Raw genomic sequence first — 22761 nt, forward strand, 5'->3', positions numbered from 1 at the left:
TTTTTTTATTCCTATCATATTTTTAACAATATATAATATAATTTTATTTTTATTTTTATAAAAATTTTTAATAGATTAATATTTTTTATGAAAATATTTTTTTTAATTTTATATAAACTTTTTATATTTTTTATTAGCACATATGAGATTTTAGTATGTTAGGTAAATTAATCAATAATTTTTTTCTTAGTCGTAATGAACGTATTTTAAAAAATTTAAATGATCTTGTTATTAAAATAAATAGTTTAGAAACAGATCTTTTAAAATTGTCAGATGATGAATTAAAAAAAAAAACAGATGAATTTAAATTACGATTAAAAAATGGCGATACAATAGATTCGTTGCTCCCTGAGGCTTTTTCTGTAATTCGTGAATCTAGTAAAAGAATTTTTGGTATGCGGCATTTTGATGTACAAATTTTAGGAGGAATTATTTTACATCAAAAATGTATTGCAGAAATGCGTACCGGTGAAGGAAAAACATTAACCGCTACATTACCTGCTTATTTGAATGCACTTTTAGGTAAGGGTGTACATATAGTTACAATGAATGATTATCTTGCAAAAAGAGATGCAAATAAAAATCGTATTTTATTTGAATTTTTAGGTTTAAGTGTAGGTATAAATATTTCAGGTATGTCACGCGAAGATAAGAAAAAAGCATATTTAGCAGATATTACATATGGTACAAATCATGAATATGGTTTTGATTATTTACGTGATAATATGGTTTTTTGTAATAAACATAAAGTTCAAAGAAAATTATATTTTGCTTTAGTTGATGAAGTGGATTCTATTTTAATTGATGAAGCTCGTACACCATTAGTAATATCAGGATCTATAGAAAATAGTAGCACTTTATATAATCGTATTAATTCTCTTATTACTCATTTAATACCAAAAAATCAAAAATATTGTAATAAAATTTATAACACAGGTGATTTTTATATAGATTATAAACAGCGCCAAATTTATTTAACTGAGATAGGATTAATTAAAATAGAAAAATTATTCATAAAATATAATTTTTTATTAAAAAAAGAATCATTATATTTACCTGAAAATATTTTTTTAATTCATCACGTTCTTTTAGCATTAAAAGCGCATTATATTTTTTTAAAAGATACAGATTATATTATTCAAAATAAACAAATAATTATTGTAGATGAACATACCGGAAGAATTATGTCGAGTAGACGCTGGTCTGATGGATTGCATCAAGCGATAGAAGCAAAAGAAAATGTTTTTATACAAAATGATAATCAAACTTTAGCTACTATAACTTTACAAAATTATTTTCGTTTATATATTAAATTATCAGGTATGACAGGTACAGCTGCAACAGAAGCTGTTGAATTTAATTCAATTTATAAATTGGATACTGTTATTATACCAACAAATAAACCAATGATTCGAAAAGATATGTCAGATTTAGTATATCTATCTAAAAAAGACAAACTGAATGCGATTGTTTTTGATATTCAAGATTGCGTGAATCGTAGACAACCTGTATTAGTTGGAACAGTTTCTATTGAAAAATCTGAACAAATTTCTAAGTTATTAAGTAAATTAAATATACAACATAATATTTTAAATGCCAAAATTCATTCTCAAGAAGCTAATATTATATCTAAAGCGGGAGAACCTGGAGCTGTGACAATTGCTACTAATATGGCAGGAAGAGGTACAGATATTGTATTAGGTGGAGTTTCAATGGATATTCATAATAAAAAATATTTAGTTGAAAATAATAGTGTTGCATTAAAAAAATGGAAGAATAAAAATAGATTAGTAGTACAAGCGGGGGGTTTACATATTATTGGAACAGAAAGACATGAATCACGCAGAATTGATAATCAGTTAAGAGGAAGGTCTGGTAGACAAGGAGACCCTGGTTCATCCAGATTTTATTTGTCATTAGATGATTCTTTGATGCGTCTTTTTGCTTCAGATAGTGTTATTTCTTTTATAAAAACTCTTGGTATGAAAGAAGGTAACTCTATTGAACATCCATGGTTAAGTAAATCTATTGAAAAAGCACAAAAAAAAGTAGAAAATCAAAATTTTGATGCTAGAAAACAATTATTAGAATATGATAACATTATTAATGAACAGCGTTCGGTTATATATAATGAAAGAAATAAATTAATTAATAAATCTAGTATTCATAATTATATTTTGCGTATTTTAAAAGATCGTATAAATTGTTGTATTAAGCAATATATTTCAGGAAATTCAATTAATCTCGATAGTTTTTTCTCATTAGAGAAAGAGTTAAAAAATAATTTTTATTTTATTAAATCAATAAATAAATTTTTAGAACATGATACAACTTTATATGAAAATGTTGATAAATTAATTGATTTAATTGTTACTACAATACAATTTAGTTATAATAAGAATACTTCTAGAGTTTTAAAGAAATATTCGAATATGATTGAAAAATCAGTAATGTTACAAATATTAGATATTTTTTGGATAGAGCATTTAAATGCAGTAGATTCTTTAAGACAAAGCGTTTATTTAAGAGGATACGCTCAACAAGATCCACAACAAGAATATAAAAGAGAATCGTTTTTTATGTTTCAATCAATGTTAGAATCGATAAAAAATAATGTAATTAAAACTTTAATTAAAATTTTTTTTGTAGATTTTGAAAAAGAAAAAATTTTATATTTAAAGTTTATTGATAATAAAGATTTTGATTCATTTCATTTATTAATTAGAAAATCGATTAATATAATATAATTATAAAAAATGTTTTTGTTATTAAAATTTTATAATGAAAAATTATATATAAAAATTTTTATAAAAAAATATATATAATATTTTTTTAATATATATTATATTATTATTTAATATAATAAATTATATTAATAATATTTTAAAAATTTGAATTATTTTGAAAATTATTAAATAAATTAAATTATATAATAAAATTATTTAAAATAAAATTTTTGCCTATGTAATAGTTATATTTTTTAACAAAATATATTTTTTATCAATAAAATATACTATATAAAATTTTTAAAATAAATAATTTTAATTTATAAAAAATATTGAATTTTTTAAGTTTTTAAATTTTTAATATGTAATATTTTGAAAGGTTAGATAAGTATGTCAAAAAATATTTTTAAAGATGTTGACCCAACTGAAACAATGGAATGGATAGATTCTATTAATTCAGTTATTAAAAAAGATGGTGTAAATAGAGCTAATTTTTTAATAAATGAAATTATGAAATTAAATTTATTAAAAAATACTCATTTTTTACAAGAAAAAAATATAGATTATATTAATACAATTAATGTAAATAACGAACCTGAATATCCCGGAGATATTAAATTAGAACAAAAAATTTGTTCAGCTATACGCTGGAATGCAATAATGATGATTTTGCGCGCCTCTCGAAAAAATTTAGACTTAGGTGGACATATTGCTTCTTTTCAATCTTCTGCTATGATTTATGAGGTTTGCTTTAATCATTTTTTTCGTGCTTGTAATAATCATGATGGTGGTGATTTAGTTTATTTTCAAGGCCATATATCTCCAGGCATTTATTCTAGAGCATTTTTAGAAAACCGTTTAACAGAAGAACAAATAGATAATTTTAGACAGGAAACTGATGGAAAAGGATTATCTTCATACCCTCATCCTAAATTAATGCCAAATTTTTGGCAATTTCCAACTGTTTCTATGGGATTAAGTGCTATTTCAGCAATTTATCAAGCAAAATTTTTAAAATATTTAAATAATAGAAGTTTAAAGAATACTTCAAAGCAAACTGTTTATGTTTTTTTGGGTGATGGAGAAATGGATGAACCAGAATCTAAAGGTGCTATTACTATAGCTTCTAGAGAAAAATTAGACAATTTAATTTTTGTTATTAACTGTAATTTACAACGATTAGATGGACCTGTAAATGGTAATGGAAAAATTATTAATGAATTAAGTGATATTTTTTCTGGAGCAGGATGGTATGTAATTAAGGTTATTTGGGGTGGTGAATGGGATGCTTTATTTAATAAAGATCATTCCGGTTATTTAAAAAAATTAATGAATGAAACTGTAGATGGAGATTATCAAACATTTAAGTCAAAAAATGGTGCATATATTAGAAAACATTTTTTCGGGAAATATAGAGAAACAGAAAAATTAGTAGAACATATGACTGATGATGATATCTGGAATTTAAATAGAGGTGGGCATGATTTTAAAAAATTATATTCTGCTTTTTATTTAGCTAAATCTATAAAAAATAAACCTGTAGTTATTTTAATCCATACAGTTAAAGGTTATGGTTTAGGTAATATCGCTGAAGGTAAAAACATTGCTCATCAAGTAAAAAATTTAGATATTAAAGATATTCAATATTTAAAAAAACAATTGAATATTAAATTAGATTCTAGAGCTATAAAAAAATTATCATATGTAAAATTTACTCCGACTTCGCCAGAATTTTTATATATACATAATCAAAGAAAAAAGTTACATGGTTATCTACCTGTACGCTTGAAAAATTTTTCTGAATTATTAACTATTCCTGTATTACAGGATTTTAATATTTTATTAGAGAAACAAGTAAGACCAATTTCTACTACTGTTACTTTTGTTCGAATTTTGAATATTCTTTTAAAAAATGTCTATTTAAAAAATAGAATTGTACCTATCATTGCAGATGAAGCGCGTACTTTTGGTATGGAGGGGTTATTTCGTCAAATTGGAATTTATAATTGTAAAGGACAAAAATATACTCCGGCTGATCAAGATCAAATTTTTTATTATAGAGAAGATTCTAATGGTCAGATTTTACAGGAAGGAATTAATGAGTTAGGTGCATGTGCTTCTTGGTTATCTGCTGCTACATCGTATAGCACAAATAATTTCCCCATGATACCTTTTTATATTTATTATTCTATGTTTGGGTTTCAGAGAATCGGTGATTTTTTATGGTCCTGTAGTGACCAACAAGCTAGAGGTTTTTTAATTGGAGCTACTTCAGGTCGAAGCACACTAAATGGAGAAGGATTACAACATGCGGATGGCCATAGTCATATTCTATCTTTAACGATACCTAATTGCATTTCTTATGATCCTACCTATAGTTATGAATTAGTTACAATTATACAATCTGGTTTAAAACGTATGTATGGAAAAAAACAGGAAAATATTTTTTATTATATTACTACTATGAATGAAAATTATTCCATGCCAAAAATGCCTAAAAATATAGTAGAGGGTATTTGTAAAGGAATGTATAAATTAAAAACATATAAAGGTAAACAAGGTCATGTTCAATTATTAGGTTCTGGTTCTATTTTACGTTGTATAAGAAAGGCTGCTAAAATATTATTATCAGAATATCAAATTGGTTCTGATGTATATAGTGTAACTTCTTTTACTGAAATAGCAAGAAACGGTCAAGATTGTGTGCGTTGGAATATGTTGAATCCATTAAAGAAAAAGAAAAAACCATATATTTCTTTAATCATGAATAATTTTCCTGTTATTGCAGCTACTGATTATATGAAAATTTTTGTAGAACAAGTTCGTGCATATGTTCCATCAAAAATATTTCGTGCTTTAGGTTCAGATGGATATGGTAGATCAGATAGTCGTAAAAAATTGCGTAATTTTTTTGAAATTAATGAATATTTTATTGTTATTGCTGCATTAGATGCTTTAATTGAACAAGGAATTTTAGATTCAATTGTTCTTGATCAAGCTTTAAAAAAACTAAATATTATTTCAGATAAACCTAATCCACGTTTAGCATAAGAGGTGATATAGTGGACATAGAAGTTTGTGTTCCGGATATTGGAGTAGATGTTGTTGAAGTCGTTGAGATTTTAGTAAAAAAAGGGGAAAAAGTAGAAAAAGAAAGTAGTTTGATTTCTGTAGAAGGGCATAAATCAGTTTTAGAAATACCTTCCCCGATTTCAGGTATTATTAAAAAAATATGTGTTAAAGTAGGAGATAAGTTATCAATTAATCAATTAATTGTAATTTTAGATAGTGTTAGTAAAAATAAGTGTACAAAAAAAAATAATGTTAATAATGTTACAATAGATAATATTGATACTTTTAATGCATTAAATTCTAATGAAGTATTAGATTCAAAAAATGATAATAAACAATTTATTAAACAGATATATGCTTCTCCAAATGTTCGTCGTTTTGCAAGAAAATTAAATATAAAGTTATCAAATATTAAAGGAAGTGGAAGGAAAGGTAGAATTATTCGAGAAGATGTATATAAATATAATTTATTAAATAATAATACTATTTATAATGATAATAGTATTAATAAAAAGACTATTAAGAATTTAGATGATAAGAATGAATATAAACTTTTAACGCCCATTCAAAGAGTTTCTGGAAATAACTTGTTGAATAATTGGAAAAATATTCCTCATGTTACTCAATTTGATGAAGCAGATATTACTGATTTAGAGAATTTTAGAAAATTATATAATTCTCGTATCTCTAAAAATGAAATTTATCGTAAAATTTCACTTTTATCTTTTTTAGTAAAATCTGTTGTGTATACTTTAATAAAATACCCAAGATTAAATAGTGTATTAGATGCTAGTAAAAAAAGTATTCTTCTTAAAAAAGATATTAATATTGGTATAGCTGTCGATACAAAAGATGGTTTATTAGTTCCTGTTTTAAAGCATTTACAATATAAAAATATTTGTGAAATATCTATTGATATAAATAATATTGTAAAAAAAGCTAAAAATAATCAATTAAAAATTTCTGAAATGAGCGGTGGAAGTTTTACTATTTCTAGTTTAGGAGGAATTGGTGGTACCGGTTTTACTCCTATAATTAATTCCCCTGAAGTTGGTATATTGGGTATTTCAAAAGCTGTTTTAAAACCAGTTTGGAATCAAAAAAAATTTTATCCTCGTTTAATTCTTCCATTTTCTTTATCATATGATCATCGCGTAATTGATGGGGCAGATGGTGTTCGTTTTACAACATTTCTAAGTTATGTTTTATCAGATATTAGAAATTTATTAATTTAATTTCTTAAATATATTAATTTTTATTTTTTTAATATATTAATTTTTATTTTTTTAATATATTAATTTTAAATATAAAAAATTTATTTTTTATTAAGAGAAGAGTATTGTATGAAAAAAAATATTAGTATCAATGTTGTAGTAATTGGTGGTGGGCCTGCAGGATATTCTACTGCTTTTCGATGTTCTGATTTAGGATTATCTACTATAGTTATAGAAAAATATGGTATTTTAGGTGGAACATGTTTAAATGTCGGTTGTATTCCATCAAAATCATTATTATATTTGACTAATTTAATCAAAGAAATAAAAGAATTTTCTAAATATGGTATTAATATTGGTAATACTAATTCATTAGATATATCTCAGATCATGAAATGGAAAAATAACATTATTTCTAAATTAAATTATGGTTTAGAAAGTATGGCTAAACATAGAAATGTAGATATATTGACTGGAATTGCTAAGTTTTTAAGCAAAAATGAATTAGAAGTTGTACATAATAATTCTATTTATAATATTAAATTCGATTATGCAGTTATTGCTTCAGGATCCAGTCCAATACAATTACAAAATATAGATTATAAAGATGAACGAATTTGGAATTCTACTCAAGCTCTAAATTTTAAAAAAATTCCTAGCAATTTATTAATTATTGGATCAGGTATTATTGGTTTAGAAATGGCTACTATATATAGTTCTTTTGGAACTAAGGTAGATCTAATTGATAGTGCTGAAAAATTTTTTCCTTTAATTGATCAAGATATGAGTAATATGTTTCTTCAATATACAAAAAAATATTTTAATATACATTTAAATACTTCATTAGTTAAATTAGAATCTAATAGAGATGGATTTACTATTAAAACTAAAGAAAATAATATTTTGTTAATGAATAAAATATATGATAATGTATTGATTTCAGTAGGTAGAAAAGCTAATACCAATTCTTTGGATTTATCTGCTATTGGTATAACAACGGATGATTTAGGTTTTGTTAAAGTAGATAATCAAATGCGAACAAATATATTAAATATTTTTGCAGTTGGTGATGTATCAGGACCCCCGATGCTTGCGCATAAAGGAATTCATGAAGCACATATAGCCGCTGAAGTGATGTCAGGTAAGAAACATTTTTTTGATCCTAAAGTTATTCCTTGTGTTGCATATTGTGATCCTGAAATTGCTTGGGCTGGTATTATGGAAGAAAAGGCTCATTTACAGGGTATTAATTGTCGATCAGCCATTGTACCTTGGAAATTTTCTGGTAAAGCAATCAGTTCTAATTGTTCTGATCAAGGTGTTACAAAGTTAATAATTGATTCTGATAGTAATAGAATTATAGGCGGAATAATTATTGGTAGACACGCTGGAGAATTATTATCTGAAATTAGCTTGTCTATTGAAATGGGATGTGATATAGAAGATTTAGCTCTAACTATTCATTCTCATCCAACATTGTCTGAATCTATTAATATAGCTGCTCAATTATTTAATGGAACTGCTACAGATATGATTAATAAAAAATAAATATAAATTTTATTGATTAAACGTATAAGTCAAAATAATTATTAAACAGTTAAAATAAATATGTAAAATTTTTAATTTACTTATTCTATAAGTAATAAATATCTCTTTTTAAGAGCAGGTTCCCCCCTGCTCTATACAACTATTAACTATATTAAATAAACGAAGTAATTTTTAGTTTAAATACACAATTTATTTTTTAGAAAAATATCATATTTATTTTTTATAAATTTTTATATACTAAAAGATAATCCGCATCCACAGGTTGTTTGCGCGTTAGGATTAATAACTATAAATTTTGACCCTTCTAAATCTTCTATATAATCGATTTTCCCGCCATGTAAATATTGAAAACTAACAGGATCTACAATAATTTCTATACCAGATTTGATAATATGTATATCATCATTTTTAATAAATTTATCTAATTCAAATCCATATTGAAAACCACTACACCCACCTCCAGTTATATATATACGTAATTTTAGTTGTAAATTTTTTTTTATGACTAAAAGTTTTTTAATTCTATTAATAGCTGTAATAGTTACATGTAATAGATGTCTTGACATATATATAAACTCTATATTTTATTAATTTATTAAAAAAAATTTTTTTAAAAAAAGTATTTAATTGATATTATTAAAAATAATATATATTGATTAAATATTTTTAAAAAATAATTTATTAATATTATTAATAGTTAATAAATTATATGTAATTCTTTATATTTATATTGTTTTATGGTATATATATTTATATTTCTTAAAAATGTTTTTTTTTATTTAATTTTTTTTTCTTAAAAATGCAGGGATATCTAAAAAATTTTTTTCATATTTTTTAATATGTGTTACATTCTGTTGTGATGTATTTTTTTTTATATTTTGTGTATTGTTTGTTGTTCTATTTCTTCGTATTGATTGATTTCTGTAATCAACCAGTAATTCTTTTGAAGATTTATTTCTCATAAAAGATATTTCAGAACGTTTTTCCATACCAATTCCAGTAGCTACTACAGTCACTCGTAATGAATGGTCCATTTGAGGATCTAATGAAGTTCCAATAACAACAGTAGCATTGTCAGATGAAAATGCTCTAATAGTATTTCCTACGGTTTCAAATTCATCTAATCTTAAATCAAAACCTGCTGTAATGTTAACTAATACCCCTCTAGCCCCTGAAAGGTCAATATCTTCTAGTAAAGGACTTGAGATAGCAATTTCAGATGCTTCTTCTGCCCTATTTTCACCAGAAGCAGCTCCTGTTCCCATCATAGCATACCCCATTTCTGACATAACCGTTCTTACATCTGCAAAATCAACATTCATTAGCCCAGGTCTGGTAATAAGTTCTGCTATTCCTTGTACCGCACCCTTTAATACATCATTTGCAGCTCCAAAAGCATCTAATAATGATATTCCACGTGTTAATACTTTTAATAATTTATCATTTGGAATTGTAATTAAAGAATCAACATATTTAGATAATTCATTTAACCCTTGTTCAGCGAAGTTCATTCTTTTTTTTCCTTCAAAACTAAAGGGTTTAGTTACTACAGCAACGGTTAATATACCCAGCTCTTTAGCTACTTCAGCTACTACTGGAGCGGCTCCTGTTCCAGTTCCCCCACCCATACCGGCTGCTATGAATACCATATCAGCTCCATCTAATGCAGATTTTAATGTTTCTTTATCCTCTTCAGCAGAATTCTTTCCTACATCTGGATTTGCTCCAGCTCCTAATCCTTTTGTGATATTATTTCCAATCTGTATTGTTTGCCCTACCGCTATTTTTCTTAATGCCTGCGCATCTGTATTTATAGCAAAAAATTCTACACCTTCTATTTTTTCACGAACCATATGTTCAACTGCATTACTTCCTCCCCCGCCAACACCTACAACTTTAATAACTGCATCATTACTTAATTCAGAAGGTTCAAACATAAAAAACTCCATAAAATGAGAATAATTATAATCATAATATATTTGATTACTATTAAATTATCTGGTTAACCAGCCTTTCATTTGGTTAAGCAAATATTTTAGAAATCCATGTTTTTTTTTATTTCGTAGATAACATTGTTGATGTTTTTTCCCGTAATATAATAACCCGACTGCTGTGGAGTATTCTGGTTTAGAAAGATATTTTGGTATTTTAAATACACGGCAAGGTTTTTTAATTTTTACATTTATATTAAATATTTTTTGTGCACATTGTGATAAAGATTTAATTTTTGAAGACCCACCTGTCAGCACTATATTAGATAGTATTTGATTATTAATTTTTTTAATATTATTTATAGAAGATAATTTTAATATTTCATTATTTACTAGTTTAAGCAATTCAATACATCTAGGTTCAATTACTTCAACTAGTGAATTATAATGACAATTACTGATTTTTTCTCCTTTTTTATTAAAAATATCTAAGTTTTTACAGGTAATTGAAATATCTTCTACAGCATATCCATATTTTTTTTTTATAAATTCTGCATCAGAATAAGATAAAGAAAATGCATATGCAATATCACGAGTTATAGTATTACCAGCATAAGGAATGACAAAATTGTGATATATTGATCCTTTTATATATATACAAACACTCATTGTTTCGCCGCCAATATCTATTAAACAGACATTTGCATTTTTTTCTTCTTCAGTTAAAACTGATGAACTAGATGCTAATCCTGTAAATATTGTTTTTATTACATTAATTCCACATTTTTTGATAGCTTTTATAATATTTTTTTTGATATTTTTATTACATGTAATTAAATGTATATTGGCTTGTATTCTTATTCCAGATAATCCAATAGGATTTTGTATTCCTGATTGATTATCTATAGAAAATTCTTGCGGAATAATATGTAAAATATTATGATTATTATTTATTTTAACAGATTTAGCTATATTTATAACAGTATCTACATCTTTTTTTGTAACTTCTTTTTTTTTAATAGGTGAAATTCCAATTTCATTTTGACAATGGATTTCTTTATGTGATACAGTTAAATATACAGAATATATTTTATAGTTAGCCATTATTTCTGCCGCATGAACAGATTTATTAATACATTGTATGAGCAAATCTAAATTATTAATTTCCCCTTTTTCTATTCCTAAAGTTTTGCATTTACCAAAACCAATAATATCAATGATACCATCTTTAAGAATTTCCCCTATTACAACAATTATTTTTGTTGTTCCTATTTCTAACCCGACAATTATATTTTTTTTTGTTGAAAGATTCATGTTATTTGATTACACTAGAGTTTAATAATGATATTTTTTGTATTATAATATATTTATATAAATTTATATTATATTATATATTATTTTTTTACTGGATTATTATAAAAAATATAGATTGTTTTTATTTATTAAATAAATATTTAATAATAAATAAAATTTAATAATATTATTTATTATAAAAATAAAGTTTTTAATAGTCTTGATTTACATATTTTTTTAAATTTTTAAAAAATGGATTAGGAAATTTAATATTATATTTAATAATATATGAATAATCTTTAGATTAGAATAAATATATAATTTATTGATTAAAATATATTTAATTATATAGTAATTATTATTAATAAAATTTTTTTTATATTTAAACATATTAAATAATATAATTATTTTTTTTGATTGAATGGTATATTTTATATATGGTTTTATATATTTGTTTAGTTATATATATTTATTTTGTAAAAAATATATAAGAATTTGATTAATTATAGTATATAATAATATTTTTAATTATTTTTTATAATTCAATGATATTTTATTTTAAAATAAATATGTATTTTAATTAATTTATTCAAGAAATTAATTCAATCATCTATGTATTTATTTTATAAATATATTAAATTAAATTTATTATTTAGATTTTAAAAAATTTTTTATATTTAAAAATTTTTTTTTAATATAATATTTATATATTTAATAATTTTTTTTACTTTTTCTTCTTTTTCTGATATTAATATCATATCATATTTATTAGTTTGAGAAAAAATAAATTGTATGGTTTGTTTAATACTATGAAAAATAAAAAATTTATTTTTTTTATAACAACCCTTTAATATATCTTTTATAATTAAATTTTTTTTTTCATTATTTATATAACTATTAATAAATATTACAAAATCAGAAAATTTTTCTACAATATTTCCTATAATTTTTCTTTCACTAATATCTCTGATTTCCTCATATCCTAGAATGCACCAAATTTTTTCATAATTATAATTTTTTAATGAATATAGCGTACGATATAATATTTGAGGTGAGTGAATATTATTTATAATAAATAATGGACTATTTTTTTTTTTAATTTTCTCCATTTTTCTGTGTATTGGATTTAAAAATTTACTACTTTTAATTAATATATTTAAAGAATAGTTTTCTAAAAGCATAGTTGCTAAAGCTAAAAGTATATTATTAACATTAAAATCACTTAATAGTGAACTTTCTAAGTTACCTGACCCCCAAGTTGAATTAAATAAAATTTTTGTATATGATATATTATATATAATTTTTGTTGCATTAATCCAATATTTAGTATTAAAAATATTATCTGTTTTTAATGTTGTAACAGAAATAATTTTTTTTTTTTTAAAATTTTTTATCCAATAATGTGTTATATTTTCATCTCCATTTAAAATAATTGTTTTTATCTTTTCACTATTTAAAAAAGAAAATTTTATTTTTTCTTTTTGAAACATGTTTTTTTGACCATCCAAATTATTATAATTTAAAGTAGTACATATTACTGACTCAAATTTTAAATTAGATATTTGTTTTGTTATTAAAAGATTAGAAGATAGCTCTATAGTAGAAATATTTATTTTTTTTTTTACTAAATGATATAATTTTTTTTGAATAGAATGATTTAAATATTTATTATTTATAATATATTTTGGTTTATTAATTTTATTTTCTAAATTTTTAATTGTGCCAATTTTTTTATTAATTAATTTTTTCCATTGCGCGATTAAATGTGTAACAGTAGTTTTCCCATATGTGCCAATAACTCCGATTAGTTTTATTTTTTTTTGTGGATAATTAAAGAATCTTTCATATATTTTGTGTATGTACTGATTTAATTTTTTAAAATAAATAATTATTGTATGAGATTGTGTAGATATACATAATCCATGTTTATTTTTTTTAGTTTCATATAAAATTACACTCGCTTTATTTTTAATTGCTTTTATGATATATTTTTTTTTTGATTTTTTTGTTTTTTGAAGGATTATAAATAAATCACCCATTTTTATTTTTGAGATATATAAATTAATATTATAAATTTTTTTATATGGAATATTATTAATCCAAGGATTTAATAATTCTTGAATGTTATCTATTTTTTTTATCATAGTTAAATATTCTTTAATTGTTCTGTTTAGTGAAATATATTATTTTTATTATAAAATTTATTACATATGACATAATATATTTGATATAGAATATCAGTGTATTATTAATTTTTTATTAGTAATTTTATACTATAGATATTTATATTTTTTTTTATAAAAATAGTTTATTACTTTTTATATATAATATTTACTGATTTTTTTTAATAAATTTTATTTAATTTTTAATTATAGTATTTCTGCAATTCTTAATATTGCGCTACGTGATCGTGGGTTTTTCTTTATTTCTGTTTTATTAGGTTTAATTTTTTTTATGATTTTTATTGTCTTTTTATTTTTATATTTTTTGATTTGTTTTTCTGTTATTGGTAATCCTTTTGGAATATTTCTTATATTACTATTTTTTTTAAAAAAATTTTTAATAATTCTACCTTCCAGAGAATGAAAACTAATTATAACTAATCTAGACTTTTTTTTTAATATTTTTAATGAAACTTTTAATATTTTTTTTAATTCTTCTAATTCTTGATTAATATAAATACGTATAGCTTGAAAAGTACGAGTAGCTGGATGTTTATATTTATCTTTTTTTGGTATAGCGTTTGTAATGATTTCTACTAAATCCAGTGTTCTCATAATAGTTTTTTTTCTATTTCTATCTACAATAGACAAAGAAATTTTTTTTGCATATTTTTCTTCTCCAAAATTTTTTAAAACATATTCTATTTTTTTTTGATCTGTTTTTTTTAACCACTTCCATGCAGGTATACCCATTTTATCGTTCATTCGCATGTCTAATGGCCCATCTTTCATAAATGAAAACCCTCTTTTGGCTGAATTTATTTGTGTTGATGAAACACCTAAATCTAATAAAATGCCATTAATATATTTATTATGATTATTTTTATTTAAATATGTTTTTATATTAGAAAAATTTCCATAATTCATATAAAATCTTTTATCTTTTATTTTTTTTCCTATTTTTACCGCATTAGGATCTTGATCAATAGCATATAATTTACCTGATGTACCTAAATTTTTTAATATTTCCAGTGAATGTCCACCCGATCCAAACGTTCCATCAACATATGTACCATTTTTTTTTATTTTTAAAGAGTTAATTGCTTCTTTTAGTAATACCGGTATATGTATCATAATTTATTTAACTATTAATTTTTTTTGATCTATACATTCTCTATGACGTTATTTTTTTTAAAAAATAAAAATATTTTTTAAATATTTAATAGAAAATGTATAAATAGTTATAATGAATTTTTTTAGAATTAGAAATTATAATTAATTAAAGATATTTTTATTTATCATTATTAATGACAACTTATATTAATTACCCCAGATCGAGAAGATTCTATGATTATAAATGATTTTTTTGCAATATTTAGAAATGAATCAATAACATGATTAGTTCCTGAAATTTGAATAATATATTTTTCTGAAAAACAATCAATAATATTACCTTGATAAATTTCTATTAATTGATTCATTTTATGAAGATTTTTAAAATCTTGTATTTGTATTTTTATTAATAAAATTTCTCTTTCTATATAATTTTGATTTGTTATTTCTATTACATTATAAACATCAATTAATTTTTGTAGTTGTCTTTCAATTTGTTCAATTGTTTTTTTATTGCCATAAGTTTGAATTGTTAATCTTGATATCTTTCTATTTTCTGATGGAGCTACAGTTAGACTATCTATATTATAGCCTCTTTGTGAAAAAAGTCCTATTACTCTAGATAGAGCCCCCGATTCATTTTCTAGTAAAATTGATAAAATTCGACGCATAGTTTATAATTATCCTATTTTTTTTAATAACATTTCATTCATACCACCATTTTTTATCTGCATAGGATAAATATGTTCGTATGGATCTATATGTACATCTACAAATACTAAAGATCCTGATTGAACTTTTTTTATCGCAATTTTTAATTTTTTTGTTATTTCATCTGGGTTCTTAATTGTTAACCCTGTATGTCCATATGACTTTGTTAGTTTTATGAAATTAGGTAATGATTTCATATATGAATGCGAATGTCTTCCAGAATAGATAATATCCTGCCATTGTTTAACCATTCCTAAAGATTGGTTATTTAAATTTATTATTAAAATTGCAAGGTTATATTGTTTTGCGGTAGATAATTCTTGTATATTCATTTGAATGCTTCCATCACCTGTTATGCAGATGACTAATTCTTTAGGAAAAGCAATTTTAACCCCTAAAGCAGCTGGTAGTCCAAATCCCATAGTACCTAACCCACCTGAATTAATCCAATGTCGAGGCTTGTTAAATATGTAATATAATGCTGTAAACATTTGGTGTTGTCCTACATCTGAAGCTATATAAGCATTTCCTTGTGTTAATTTATATAATTTTTGAATTAAAATTTGTGGTTTAATCATTTTGTTTTCTTGTTTATAATTTATTTTTTTTGTATTTCTCCATTTTTCAATTTTTTTCCACCATTTATATAAATATGATTTAGATCGATTTAATATTTTATTTGTATTAAGTATTTTTAACATTTTCTTAAGTATTTTTTTGGCATCCCCTATAATAGGTATATCTGCTACAATAGTTTTAGAAATAGAAGTAGGATCAATATCAATGTGTATTATTTTAGCAGAAGGACAATATTTTTTTACATTATTTGTTGTTCTGTCATCAAATCTTACTCCAATTGCTAATATTATATCAGAATAATGCATTGCCATATTAGCTTCATAATTTCCATGCATTCCTAACATTGATAAATTTTGAGGGTGATTTCCTGGAAATGATCCTAATGACATAAGAGACATAGTAACAGGAATATTAAGTATTGTTGCTAATGTAAATAATTCAGCATGACTATTTGAACTAATAACCCCGCCTCCAGCATAGATTATTGGTTTTTTAGATTTAACTAAAATATTTAATGCTTTTTCAATATACTTAAAATTAGTTTTTTTTTCAGGTATATAGGATTTAATATAAATATTATTAGTCCAGATATATTTTTTCTTTATTTTTTGGTCCAAAATATTTTTTGGTAAATCAATAACTATAGGGCCGGGTCTTCCACTAGAAGCTAGTAAATATGATTTTTTAAAAATTAATGGAATATCTTCAGTTTTTTTAACTAAAAAACTATGTTTGACAATTGGCCTAGAAATACCTATCATATCGCATTCTTGGAATGCATCTAATCCAATTAATTCAGAAGATACTTGCCCAGAAATTATAATTAATGGTATTGAGTCCATATAAGCTGTTGCAATACCTGTAATCGCATTTGTTGCTCCTGGACCGGATGTAACTAATACTACTCCAATTTTTCCTGTACTTCTTGCATACCCGTCTGCCATATGGGTAGCTCCTTGTTCATGTCTGACTAATATATGTTTTATTTTTTTTTTTCCTATTGTATATATAGCATCATATATATCTAGTATCGCTCCCCCAGGATAACCGAATATTGTTTTTATTTTTAAATCTATTAATGACTGTATGACCATTTCAGCGCCTGATAACAATGTCATTTGTTTAATAATCCTTATATAAAATTAGTTTGTATTGAAAAATAACATTTATAGTTGTATTGAATAAAATGTAAAATTAAAAATTAAGTTTTAAATATAAGAAATTATACTCTAATTATTTTTTTAAAAACAATATCCACTTAATATTGTGAATATTGTTTATTAATATATTTTTTTTTTATAATACATAGTTCGTTTTATATATTACGAAGTAAGGTATTTATTTCCGTTTTTTTTAGTGTTCTTTTATCAACTTTTTTAACAATTATTGCGCAATATAATTGAATATTATTTTTTTTAGATGGCAGTGTCCCCGGAACAACTACTGAGCCAGAAGGTACTCGCCCATAAAATATTTTTCCAGTTTCTCGATCATAAATTTTAGTACTTTGACCAATATAAACTCCCATAGAAATTACTGAATTTTTTTCTACAATTACTCCTTCAACAATTTCAGAGCGAGCTCCAATAAAACAATTATTTTCTATGATAGTAGGGTTATGTTGTAAAGGTTCTAATACACCTCCTATTCCAACTCCACCAGATAAATGTACATTTGAACCAATTTGTGCGCATGATCCAACTGTTACCCAAGTATCAATCATAGTATTTTTTCCAATATATGCTCCTATATTGATAAAACTTGGCATTATTATGGCATTTTTATTAATAAATGATCCAAATCTAACTATTGAGCCGGGAACTATTCGTATAGCATCCGCAATGAATTGTGACTTATTATAATTTGTATATTTTAAAGGTATTTTATCATAAAAAACATTATTAGATGTTTCTGTGATTTTATTATCATTAGAATATAAATATAATAGTACACATTTTTTTATCCATTGATGCGTAATCCATTTATTATTAATTTTTTCTGCAATTCTGATTTTACCAGAATTTAACAATAAAATTGTATCGCTTATTTTTTTTTTTTCCTTTTTTGTTATCTGGTATTTTTTATCTTTTTTTTTCTTTTCAAAAATTGTTTCTATTTTATTTTTTATTTTTATCATATTTTTTAACAACCTTTTTTTATATATATTTTTATATATTAATTAAAATTTTTGGTATTTTTTCTTTTTTTTGATGTGTTAATATTTCACACCCATTATTTGTTACTAAAATAGTATGCTCATATTGAGCAGAATAACCTCCATCTAGCGTTTTTACTGTCCAACCATCATTCATGCATTTTACATATGATGATTTTGTATTTACCATTGGTTCTACTGTAAAAGTCATTCCTTCTTTTATTTCTATATTATTTGTCTTATTATAAAAATGTAAAATATGTGGAAAATCATGAAATTTTTTTCCTATCCCGTGTCCACAATATTCTTTTACTACTGAGAATTTTTTATTTTCTATATATTTTTGGATAATTTTTCCAATATTATTAATTTTATTTTCTGGTTTTATACATGCTAATGATAAATAAAGGCTTTTTCTAGTTGTTTTACATAATAGTTTATTTTTTTTATCTACTTTTCCTACAAAAAACATTTTTGATGCATCAGTATAGTAATCATTTTTAATGACTGATACATCTATATTGACTATATCACCATTTTTTAAGAATAAATTTTTATTAGGAATTCCATGGCAAACTACATCATTAATTGATATACATATTGATTTAGGAAAATTATTATATCCTAGACATGCTGGTATAGCTTTTTTTTTAAGTGTTATAAAATTATGACAAATTTTATTTATATCTTCTGTTGAAATATCAGGTACTATATATGGTTTGATCATTTCTAAGACATTAGCTGTAATCTTACCAGATATTCGCATTTGCTTAATATCATATTTACTTTTTAATTTTTTTTTCATGGATATATATTTTTTATTAGGTTTATAAAATATTTTATAAGGGGAAATTATAGTTATTTTATATTGAATATTAGATTTAGAAAAAAAATTATTTTTTATAAAAATAAAAAAACGATTTAATTAAAATTAATATATTATGATATAATATATGGATATTAAAAAATAATATTCAATTAAATAATTTTTTTTATAATAAAAATATTTTTATATAAAATAAATTGTTTATTTATACTTATTTTTTATAAATAAAAAATATTTTTGTTATTATTAATATAATTTTTTTTCCGTTATGGATGATATTTTTATATTAACATATTTTTTTTTATTTGAAAAATTATAGGAGTAGTATGATTATGAATGTTGCTTTAATGAAAAATATGATTAAAGCCGGTGTTCATTTTGGACATCAAACACGGTATTGGAATCCAAAAATGAAACCTTTTATTTTTGGTATTAAAAATAAGGTACACATTATTAATTTAGAAAAAACACTACCATTATTTAAGTTAGCAATTGTAGCTTTAAAAAAAATTATTAATAATAATGGAAAAATTTTATTTGTTGGAACTAAACCCGCAGCTAGTTTAGCTATAAAATCAATTGCATTATCGTGTCGTCAATTTTATGTAAATCATCGTTGGTTAGGTGGGATGTTGACTAACTGGAAAACAGTTCGACAATCTATTAGTAAATTAAAAGATTTAGAAAGACAGTCAACTGATGGTACTTTTGATAAATTAACAAAAAAAGAGGTTTTATTACGTCTTCGATTATTAGGTAAATTAGAAAATAGTTTAGGGGGAATTAAAAACATGGGAGGTTTACCAGATGCAATTTTTATTATTGATACTACTCATGAACATATAGCGATTCAAGAAGCTAATAATTTGGGAATACCAATATTTGCTATTGTTGATACAAATTCTAGTCCAGAAGGTATCAATTATATTATACCTGGAAATGATGATGCTATTCGATCAATTAATTTATATTTAAATATATTATCTAATTCTTTATCAAAATGTTATAAAGAAAAAAAAGAATCAATTATTTTAAAAAAAAGATTACAAAAAAATAATTAGATTATTTAGTATACTATTATAATAAAAACAACATTTGGTAACACGCAATGGAAATTTCAATACAACTTATAAAAGAATTAAGAATACAAACAGGATCAGGATTTATGGAATGTAAGACCGCTTTACAAAAATCCAACGGAGATATGAAACGAGCAATTGATTATTTAAGAACATTAGGTTTATGTATAGCAAATAAAAAAATATTACGTAAAACAAAATTTGGTCGTATATTTGTATATAAAGATAAAAATTATGGTTTTCTTTTAGAAATGAATTCAGAAACAGATTTTGTAGCAAATAATAATGAATTTAAGGATTTAGGGCAAAAAATTGTTACTTATGCAGGTATAAATAAAATTTTTAGTTTAAATATATTAAATAATTTTTTTAATTTGCAAAAAATTTCTTTGATTTCTAAAGTTCGTGAAAATATCGTAATACGTAGAATACAACATCTTACAGGTGATTATATTGATTCATATATTCATTTAGGAAAAATTGGAGTTGTTATATCCGGTACATGTTTATCAAAATCAATAAATAGATATAAAGAATATTTTAAAAATATTTCTATGCATATAGCTGCTTCTTGTCCTTTATATTTATCAGATCAAGATATTCCTAAAGATATTTTACAACGAGAAAAGAGTATTCAAGAAACTATTGCTAATAAAACAGGTAAAAATTCTCATGTATTAAAATCAATTGTCAAAGGACGTATGAATAAATTTGTCAATAATATAACATTATTACGTCAAAATTTTATTTTAAATCCTAAAATAACGATAGGCGATTTTTTAAAAAATAATTCTATTTCAATTAATTCTTTTGTACGTTTTCAAGTAGGAGAATGTTTATAAAATTATTGTTTTATCTAACAATATGATATTTTATATAAATCTTGATAAATATTTTTTTAAAATTATTTAATAATAAAAATATAATATAGGTATTTCTCAATTATTATGAAAAAAAAAATTAAATATAATCGAATTTTATTGAAAATTAGTGGAGAATTTTTAAAAGGCACTGAAAAATTTAGTATAAATATTTTATTTATTGAAAAACTAATTATACAAATAAAAAAATTATTAGAATTAGGCCTTCAAATTGGTTTAGTGATTGGTGGTGGGAATTTATTTAGAGGTTCTGATTTAGAAAAAATTGGAATGCGAAGAACAATATCCGATCAAGTTGGCATGTTATCTACTGTTATTAATGGTTTATTTTTATATGAATTAATGTATAAACATAATATTAAAACTAGAATTTTCTCATCTTCTAATTTAGAAGGTATTTGTGACCGTTATAGATTAGATAAAGTTAATCAAGCTTTAGATAATGGTTGTGTTGTTATTTTTTGTTTTGGTCTTGGTATTCCTTTTTTTACTACAGATTCTGCTGCTTGTATATATGGAATTGAAATAAAAGCAGATATTTTTTTAAAAGGTACAAAAGTAAATGGAATTTATTCATCTGATCCATTGATTAATCCATTAGCAAAATTGTATAAAAAATTAACCTATACAAAGGTTTTACAAAAAAAACTAAAAGTTATGGATAATACATCGTTGATTTTAGCTCAGGAAAATAAATTACCAATTATAGTGTTTAATATGTATAATCCTGCAATTTTATATGATTTAGTAATAGGTAATGATAAAATTGGAACTTTAATTTCAGATTAAAAAATTAATAGATATTTTTTTTCTATTTTAATAAGAGAAAATGGTATTATGATAAATACATTACAAGAAAAAGTTTATATTAAAATGAATAAATGTGTTCTTTTATTTCAAAATGATTTAAATAAAATACGTACAAATCATGTTACGCCTTCGCTGTTAGATAATATTTATATAGATTATTACGGTACATCTACACCTTTAAATCAATTATCCAGTATTACGATTGAAAATTTTAATACATTAAAAATTACACTGTTTGATATTTCTATCAAAGAGATTGTTGAAAAATCTATTATTAATTCTAAATTAGGATTAAATCCAATTTCTTCTGATTCTTTTATTAGAGTTCCTATACCAAAATTAACAGAATCAAGAAGACAAGAACTGATTAAGATAATTAGAAATGATACAGAAAATGCACGTATAGTTATTAGAAATATAAGACGAGAAGCAAATGATTATATAAAAATTTTATTGAAGAAAAAAGAAATAACTCAAGACGTAGAGAAAGAAGCTAAACAAAATATTCAAAAAAATACCAATTTATTTATTAAAAGAATTAATTCTATTTTAGAAACAAAAGAAAAAGAACTATTAACAATTTAATTATATTAAATTTAATAAATTTTTATGATAAAAGTATTTATATTATCAATTATAAGATTTATAAGCGAATATATTT

Annotated in this window: 17 protein-coding genes; 8 read left to right on the plus strand and 9 right to left on the minus strand. The window is 23.0% G+C overall.

Going from position 1 to position 22761, the window contains the following annotated elements:
- Nucleotides 1-155: 155 nt before the first annotated feature.
- From secA to lpdA, 4 genes are all read left to right on the plus strand, one after another.
- A complete protein-coding gene (gene secA, locus BUCIPICE3303_RS00675; protein WP_154049204.1) occupies nucleotides 156-2747 on the plus strand; it encodes a preprotein translocase subunit SecA in 2592 nt (863 codons plus the stop codon).
- A 369-nt stretch (nucleotides 2748-3116) separates the two neighbouring features.
- Nucleotides 3117-5777, plus strand: a complete 2661-nt coding sequence (aceE, locus tag BUCIPICE3303_RS00680; protein ID WP_154049205.1) for a pyruvate dehydrogenase (acetyl-transferring), homodimeric type — start codon at nucleotides 3117-3119, stop codon at nucleotides 5775-5777.
- An 11-nt stretch (nucleotides 5778-5788) separates the two neighbouring features.
- Nucleotides 5789-7033: a 2-oxo acid dehydrogenase subunit E2 gene (locus BUCIPICE3303_RS00685; protein ID WP_154049206.1), complete on the plus strand. Its 1245-nt coding sequence runs from the start codon at nucleotides 5789-5791 to the stop codon at nucleotides 7031-7033.
- 108 nt (nucleotides 7034-7141) lie between these two features.
- Entirely contained in the window at nucleotides 7142-8560 is a 1419-nt protein-coding gene (gene lpdA, locus BUCIPICE3303_RS00690; RefSeq protein ID WP_154049207.1) for a dihydrolipoyl dehydrogenase, read from the plus strand.
- A 230-nt stretch (nucleotides 8561-8790) separates the two neighbouring features.
- On the opposite strand, the gene erpA is transcribed toward lpdA, so the two are convergent.
- The 9 genes from erpA to map form a co-directional block, all read right to left on the minus strand.
- Complete coding sequence (gene erpA, locus BUCIPICE3303_RS00695; RefSeq protein ID WP_154049208.1) at nucleotides 8791-9126, minus strand: iron-sulfur cluster insertion protein ErpA; 336 nt, start codon at nucleotides 9124-9126, stop codon at nucleotides 8791-8793.
- Nucleotides 9127-9339: 213 nt separating this feature from the next.
- On the minus strand, nucleotides 9340-10497 hold the full coding sequence (gene ftsZ / locus BUCIPICE3303_RS00700) for a cell division protein FtsZ (protein ID WP_154049209.1): 1158 nt from the start codon (nucleotides 10495-10497) through the stop codon (nucleotides 9340-9342).
- A 57-nt stretch (nucleotides 10498-10554) separates the two neighbouring features.
- A complete protein-coding gene (ftsA, locus tag BUCIPICE3303_RS00705) occupies nucleotides 10555-11805 on the minus strand; it encodes a cell division protein FtsA (RefSeq protein WP_154049210.1) in 1251 nt (416 codons plus the stop codon).
- Nucleotides 11806-12461: 656 nt separating this feature from the next.
- Entirely contained in the window at nucleotides 12462-13928 is a 1467-nt protein-coding gene (locus BUCIPICE3303_RS00710) for a Mur ligase family protein (RefSeq protein ID WP_154049211.1), read from the minus strand.
- Between the two features lie 225 nt (nucleotides 13929-14153).
- Complete coding sequence (rsmH, locus tag BUCIPICE3303_RS00715; RefSeq protein ID WP_154049212.1) at nucleotides 14154-15080, minus strand: 16S rRNA (cytosine(1402)-N(4))-methyltransferase RsmH; 927 nt, start codon at nucleotides 15078-15080, stop codon at nucleotides 14154-14156.
- Between the two features lie 170 nt (nucleotides 15081-15250).
- Nucleotides 15251-15730, minus strand: a complete 480-nt coding sequence (ilvN, locus tag BUCIPICE3303_RS00720; protein ID WP_154049213.1) for an acetolactate synthase small subunit — start codon at nucleotides 15728-15730, stop codon at nucleotides 15251-15253.
- Nucleotides 15731-15739: 9 nt separating this feature from the next.
- Nucleotides 15740-17467, minus strand: a complete 1728-nt coding sequence (ilvB, locus tag BUCIPICE3303_RS00725; RefSeq protein ID WP_154049214.1) for a biosynthetic-type acetolactate synthase large subunit — start codon at nucleotides 17465-17467, stop codon at nucleotides 15740-15742.
- A 197-nt stretch (nucleotides 17468-17664) separates the two neighbouring features.
- Nucleotides 17665-18486 (minus strand): 2,3,4,5-tetrahydropyridine-2,6-dicarboxylate N-succinyltransferase, encoded by an 822-nt coding sequence (gene dapD / locus BUCIPICE3303_RS00730; RefSeq protein ID WP_154049215.1) that lies wholly within the window; start codon nucleotides 18484-18486, stop codon nucleotides 17665-17667.
- Nucleotides 18487-18517: 31 nt separating this feature from the next.
- Nucleotides 18518-19309, minus strand: a complete 792-nt coding sequence (gene map, locus BUCIPICE3303_RS00735; RefSeq protein ID WP_154049216.1) for a type I methionyl aminopeptidase — start codon at nucleotides 19307-19309, stop codon at nucleotides 18518-18520.
- A gap of 353 nt (nucleotides 19310-19662) precedes the next feature.
- Here map and rpsB point away from each other — a divergent pair, with 353 nt between their 5' ends.
- From rpsB to frr, 4 genes are all read left to right on the plus strand, one after another.
- Nucleotides 19663-20391 (plus strand): 30S ribosomal protein S2, encoded by a 729-nt coding sequence (gene rpsB / locus BUCIPICE3303_RS00740; protein WP_154049442.1) that lies wholly within the window; start codon nucleotides 19663-19665, stop codon nucleotides 20389-20391.
- Nucleotides 20392-20438: 47 nt separating this feature from the next.
- Nucleotides 20439-21251 (plus strand): translation elongation factor Ts, encoded by an 813-nt coding sequence (gene tsf / locus BUCIPICE3303_RS00745; protein WP_154049217.1) that lies wholly within the window; start codon nucleotides 20439-20441, stop codon nucleotides 21249-21251.
- A 105-nt stretch (nucleotides 21252-21356) separates the two neighbouring features.
- Nucleotides 21357-22079, plus strand: a complete 723-nt coding sequence (pyrH, locus tag BUCIPICE3303_RS00750; RefSeq protein WP_154049218.1) for a UMP kinase — start codon at nucleotides 21357-21359, stop codon at nucleotides 22077-22079.
- Between the two features lie 48 nt (nucleotides 22080-22127).
- Entirely contained in the window at nucleotides 22128-22685 is a 558-nt protein-coding gene (gene frr, locus BUCIPICE3303_RS00755) for a ribosome recycling factor (RefSeq protein WP_154049219.1), read from the plus strand.
- Nucleotides 22686-22761: the final 76 nt, after the last annotated feature.

The organism is Buchnera aphidicola (Cinara piceae) (genome assembly GCF_900699035.1).
Taxonomy (GTDB): Bacteria; Pseudomonadota; Gammaproteobacteria; order Enterobacterales; family Enterobacteriaceae; genus Buchnera_F; species Buchnera_F aphidicola_AV.

What these genes read in the sequence shown, in the direction of transcription:
- secA (WP_154049204.1), top strand. Translation starts at nt 156, where the DNA reads ATGTTAGGTAAATTAATCAATAATTTTTTTCTTAGTCGTAATGAACGT.
- aceE (WP_154049205.1), top strand. Translation starts at nt 3,117, where the DNA reads ATGTCAAAAAATATTTTTAAAGATGTTGACCCAACTGAAACAATGGAA.
- lpdA (WP_154049207.1), top strand. Translation starts at nt 7,142, where the DNA reads ATGAAAAAAAATATTAGTATCAATGTTGTAGTAATTGGTGGTGGGCCT.
- erpA (WP_154049208.1), bottom strand. Translation starts at nt 9,126, where the DNA reads ATGTCAAGACATCTATTACATGTAACTATTACAGCTATTAATAGAATT.
- ftsZ (WP_154049209.1), bottom strand. Translation starts at nt 10,497, where the DNA reads ATGTTTGAACCTTCTGAATTAAGTAATGATGCAGTTATTAAAGTTGTA.
- ftsA (WP_154049210.1), bottom strand. Translation starts at nt 11,805, where the DNA reads ATGAATCTTTCAACAAAAAAAAATATAATTGTCGGGTTAGAAATAGGA.
- BUCIPICE3303_RS00710 (WP_154049211.1), bottom strand. Translation starts at nt 13,928, where the DNA reads ATGATAAAAAAAATAGATAACATTCAAGAATTATTAAATCCTTGGATT.
- rsmH (WP_154049212.1), bottom strand. Translation starts at nt 15,080, where the DNA reads ATGATACATATACCGGTATTACTAAAAGAAGCAATTAACTCTTTAAAA.
- ilvN (WP_154049213.1), bottom strand. Translation starts at nt 15,730, where the DNA reads ATGCGTCGAATTTTATCAATTTTACTAGAAAATGAATCGGGGGCTCTA.
- ilvB (WP_154049214.1), bottom strand. Translation starts at nt 17,467, where the DNA reads ATGACATTGTTATCAGGCGCTGAAATGGTCATACAGTCATTAATAGAT.
- dapD (WP_154049215.1), bottom strand. Translation starts at nt 18,486, where the DNA reads ATGATAAAAATAAAAAATAAAATAGAAACAATTTTTGAAAAGAAAAAA.
- map (WP_154049216.1), bottom strand. Translation starts at nt 19,309, where the DNA reads ATGAAAAAAAAATTAAAAAGTAAATATGATATTAAGCAAATGCGAATA.
- rpsB (WP_154049442.1), top strand. Translation starts at nt 19,663, where the DNA reads ATGAATGTTGCTTTAATGAAAAATATGATTAAAGCCGGTGTTCATTTT.
- tsf (WP_154049217.1), top strand. Translation starts at nt 20,439, where the DNA reads ATGGAAATTTCAATACAACTTATAAAAGAATTAAGAATACAAACAGGA.
- pyrH (WP_154049218.1), top strand. Translation starts at nt 21,357, where the DNA reads ATGAAAAAAAAAATTAAATATAATCGAATTTTATTGAAAATTAGTGGA.
- frr (WP_154049219.1), top strand. Translation starts at nt 22,128, where the DNA reads ATGATAAATACATTACAAGAAAAAGTTTATATTAAAATGAATAAATGT.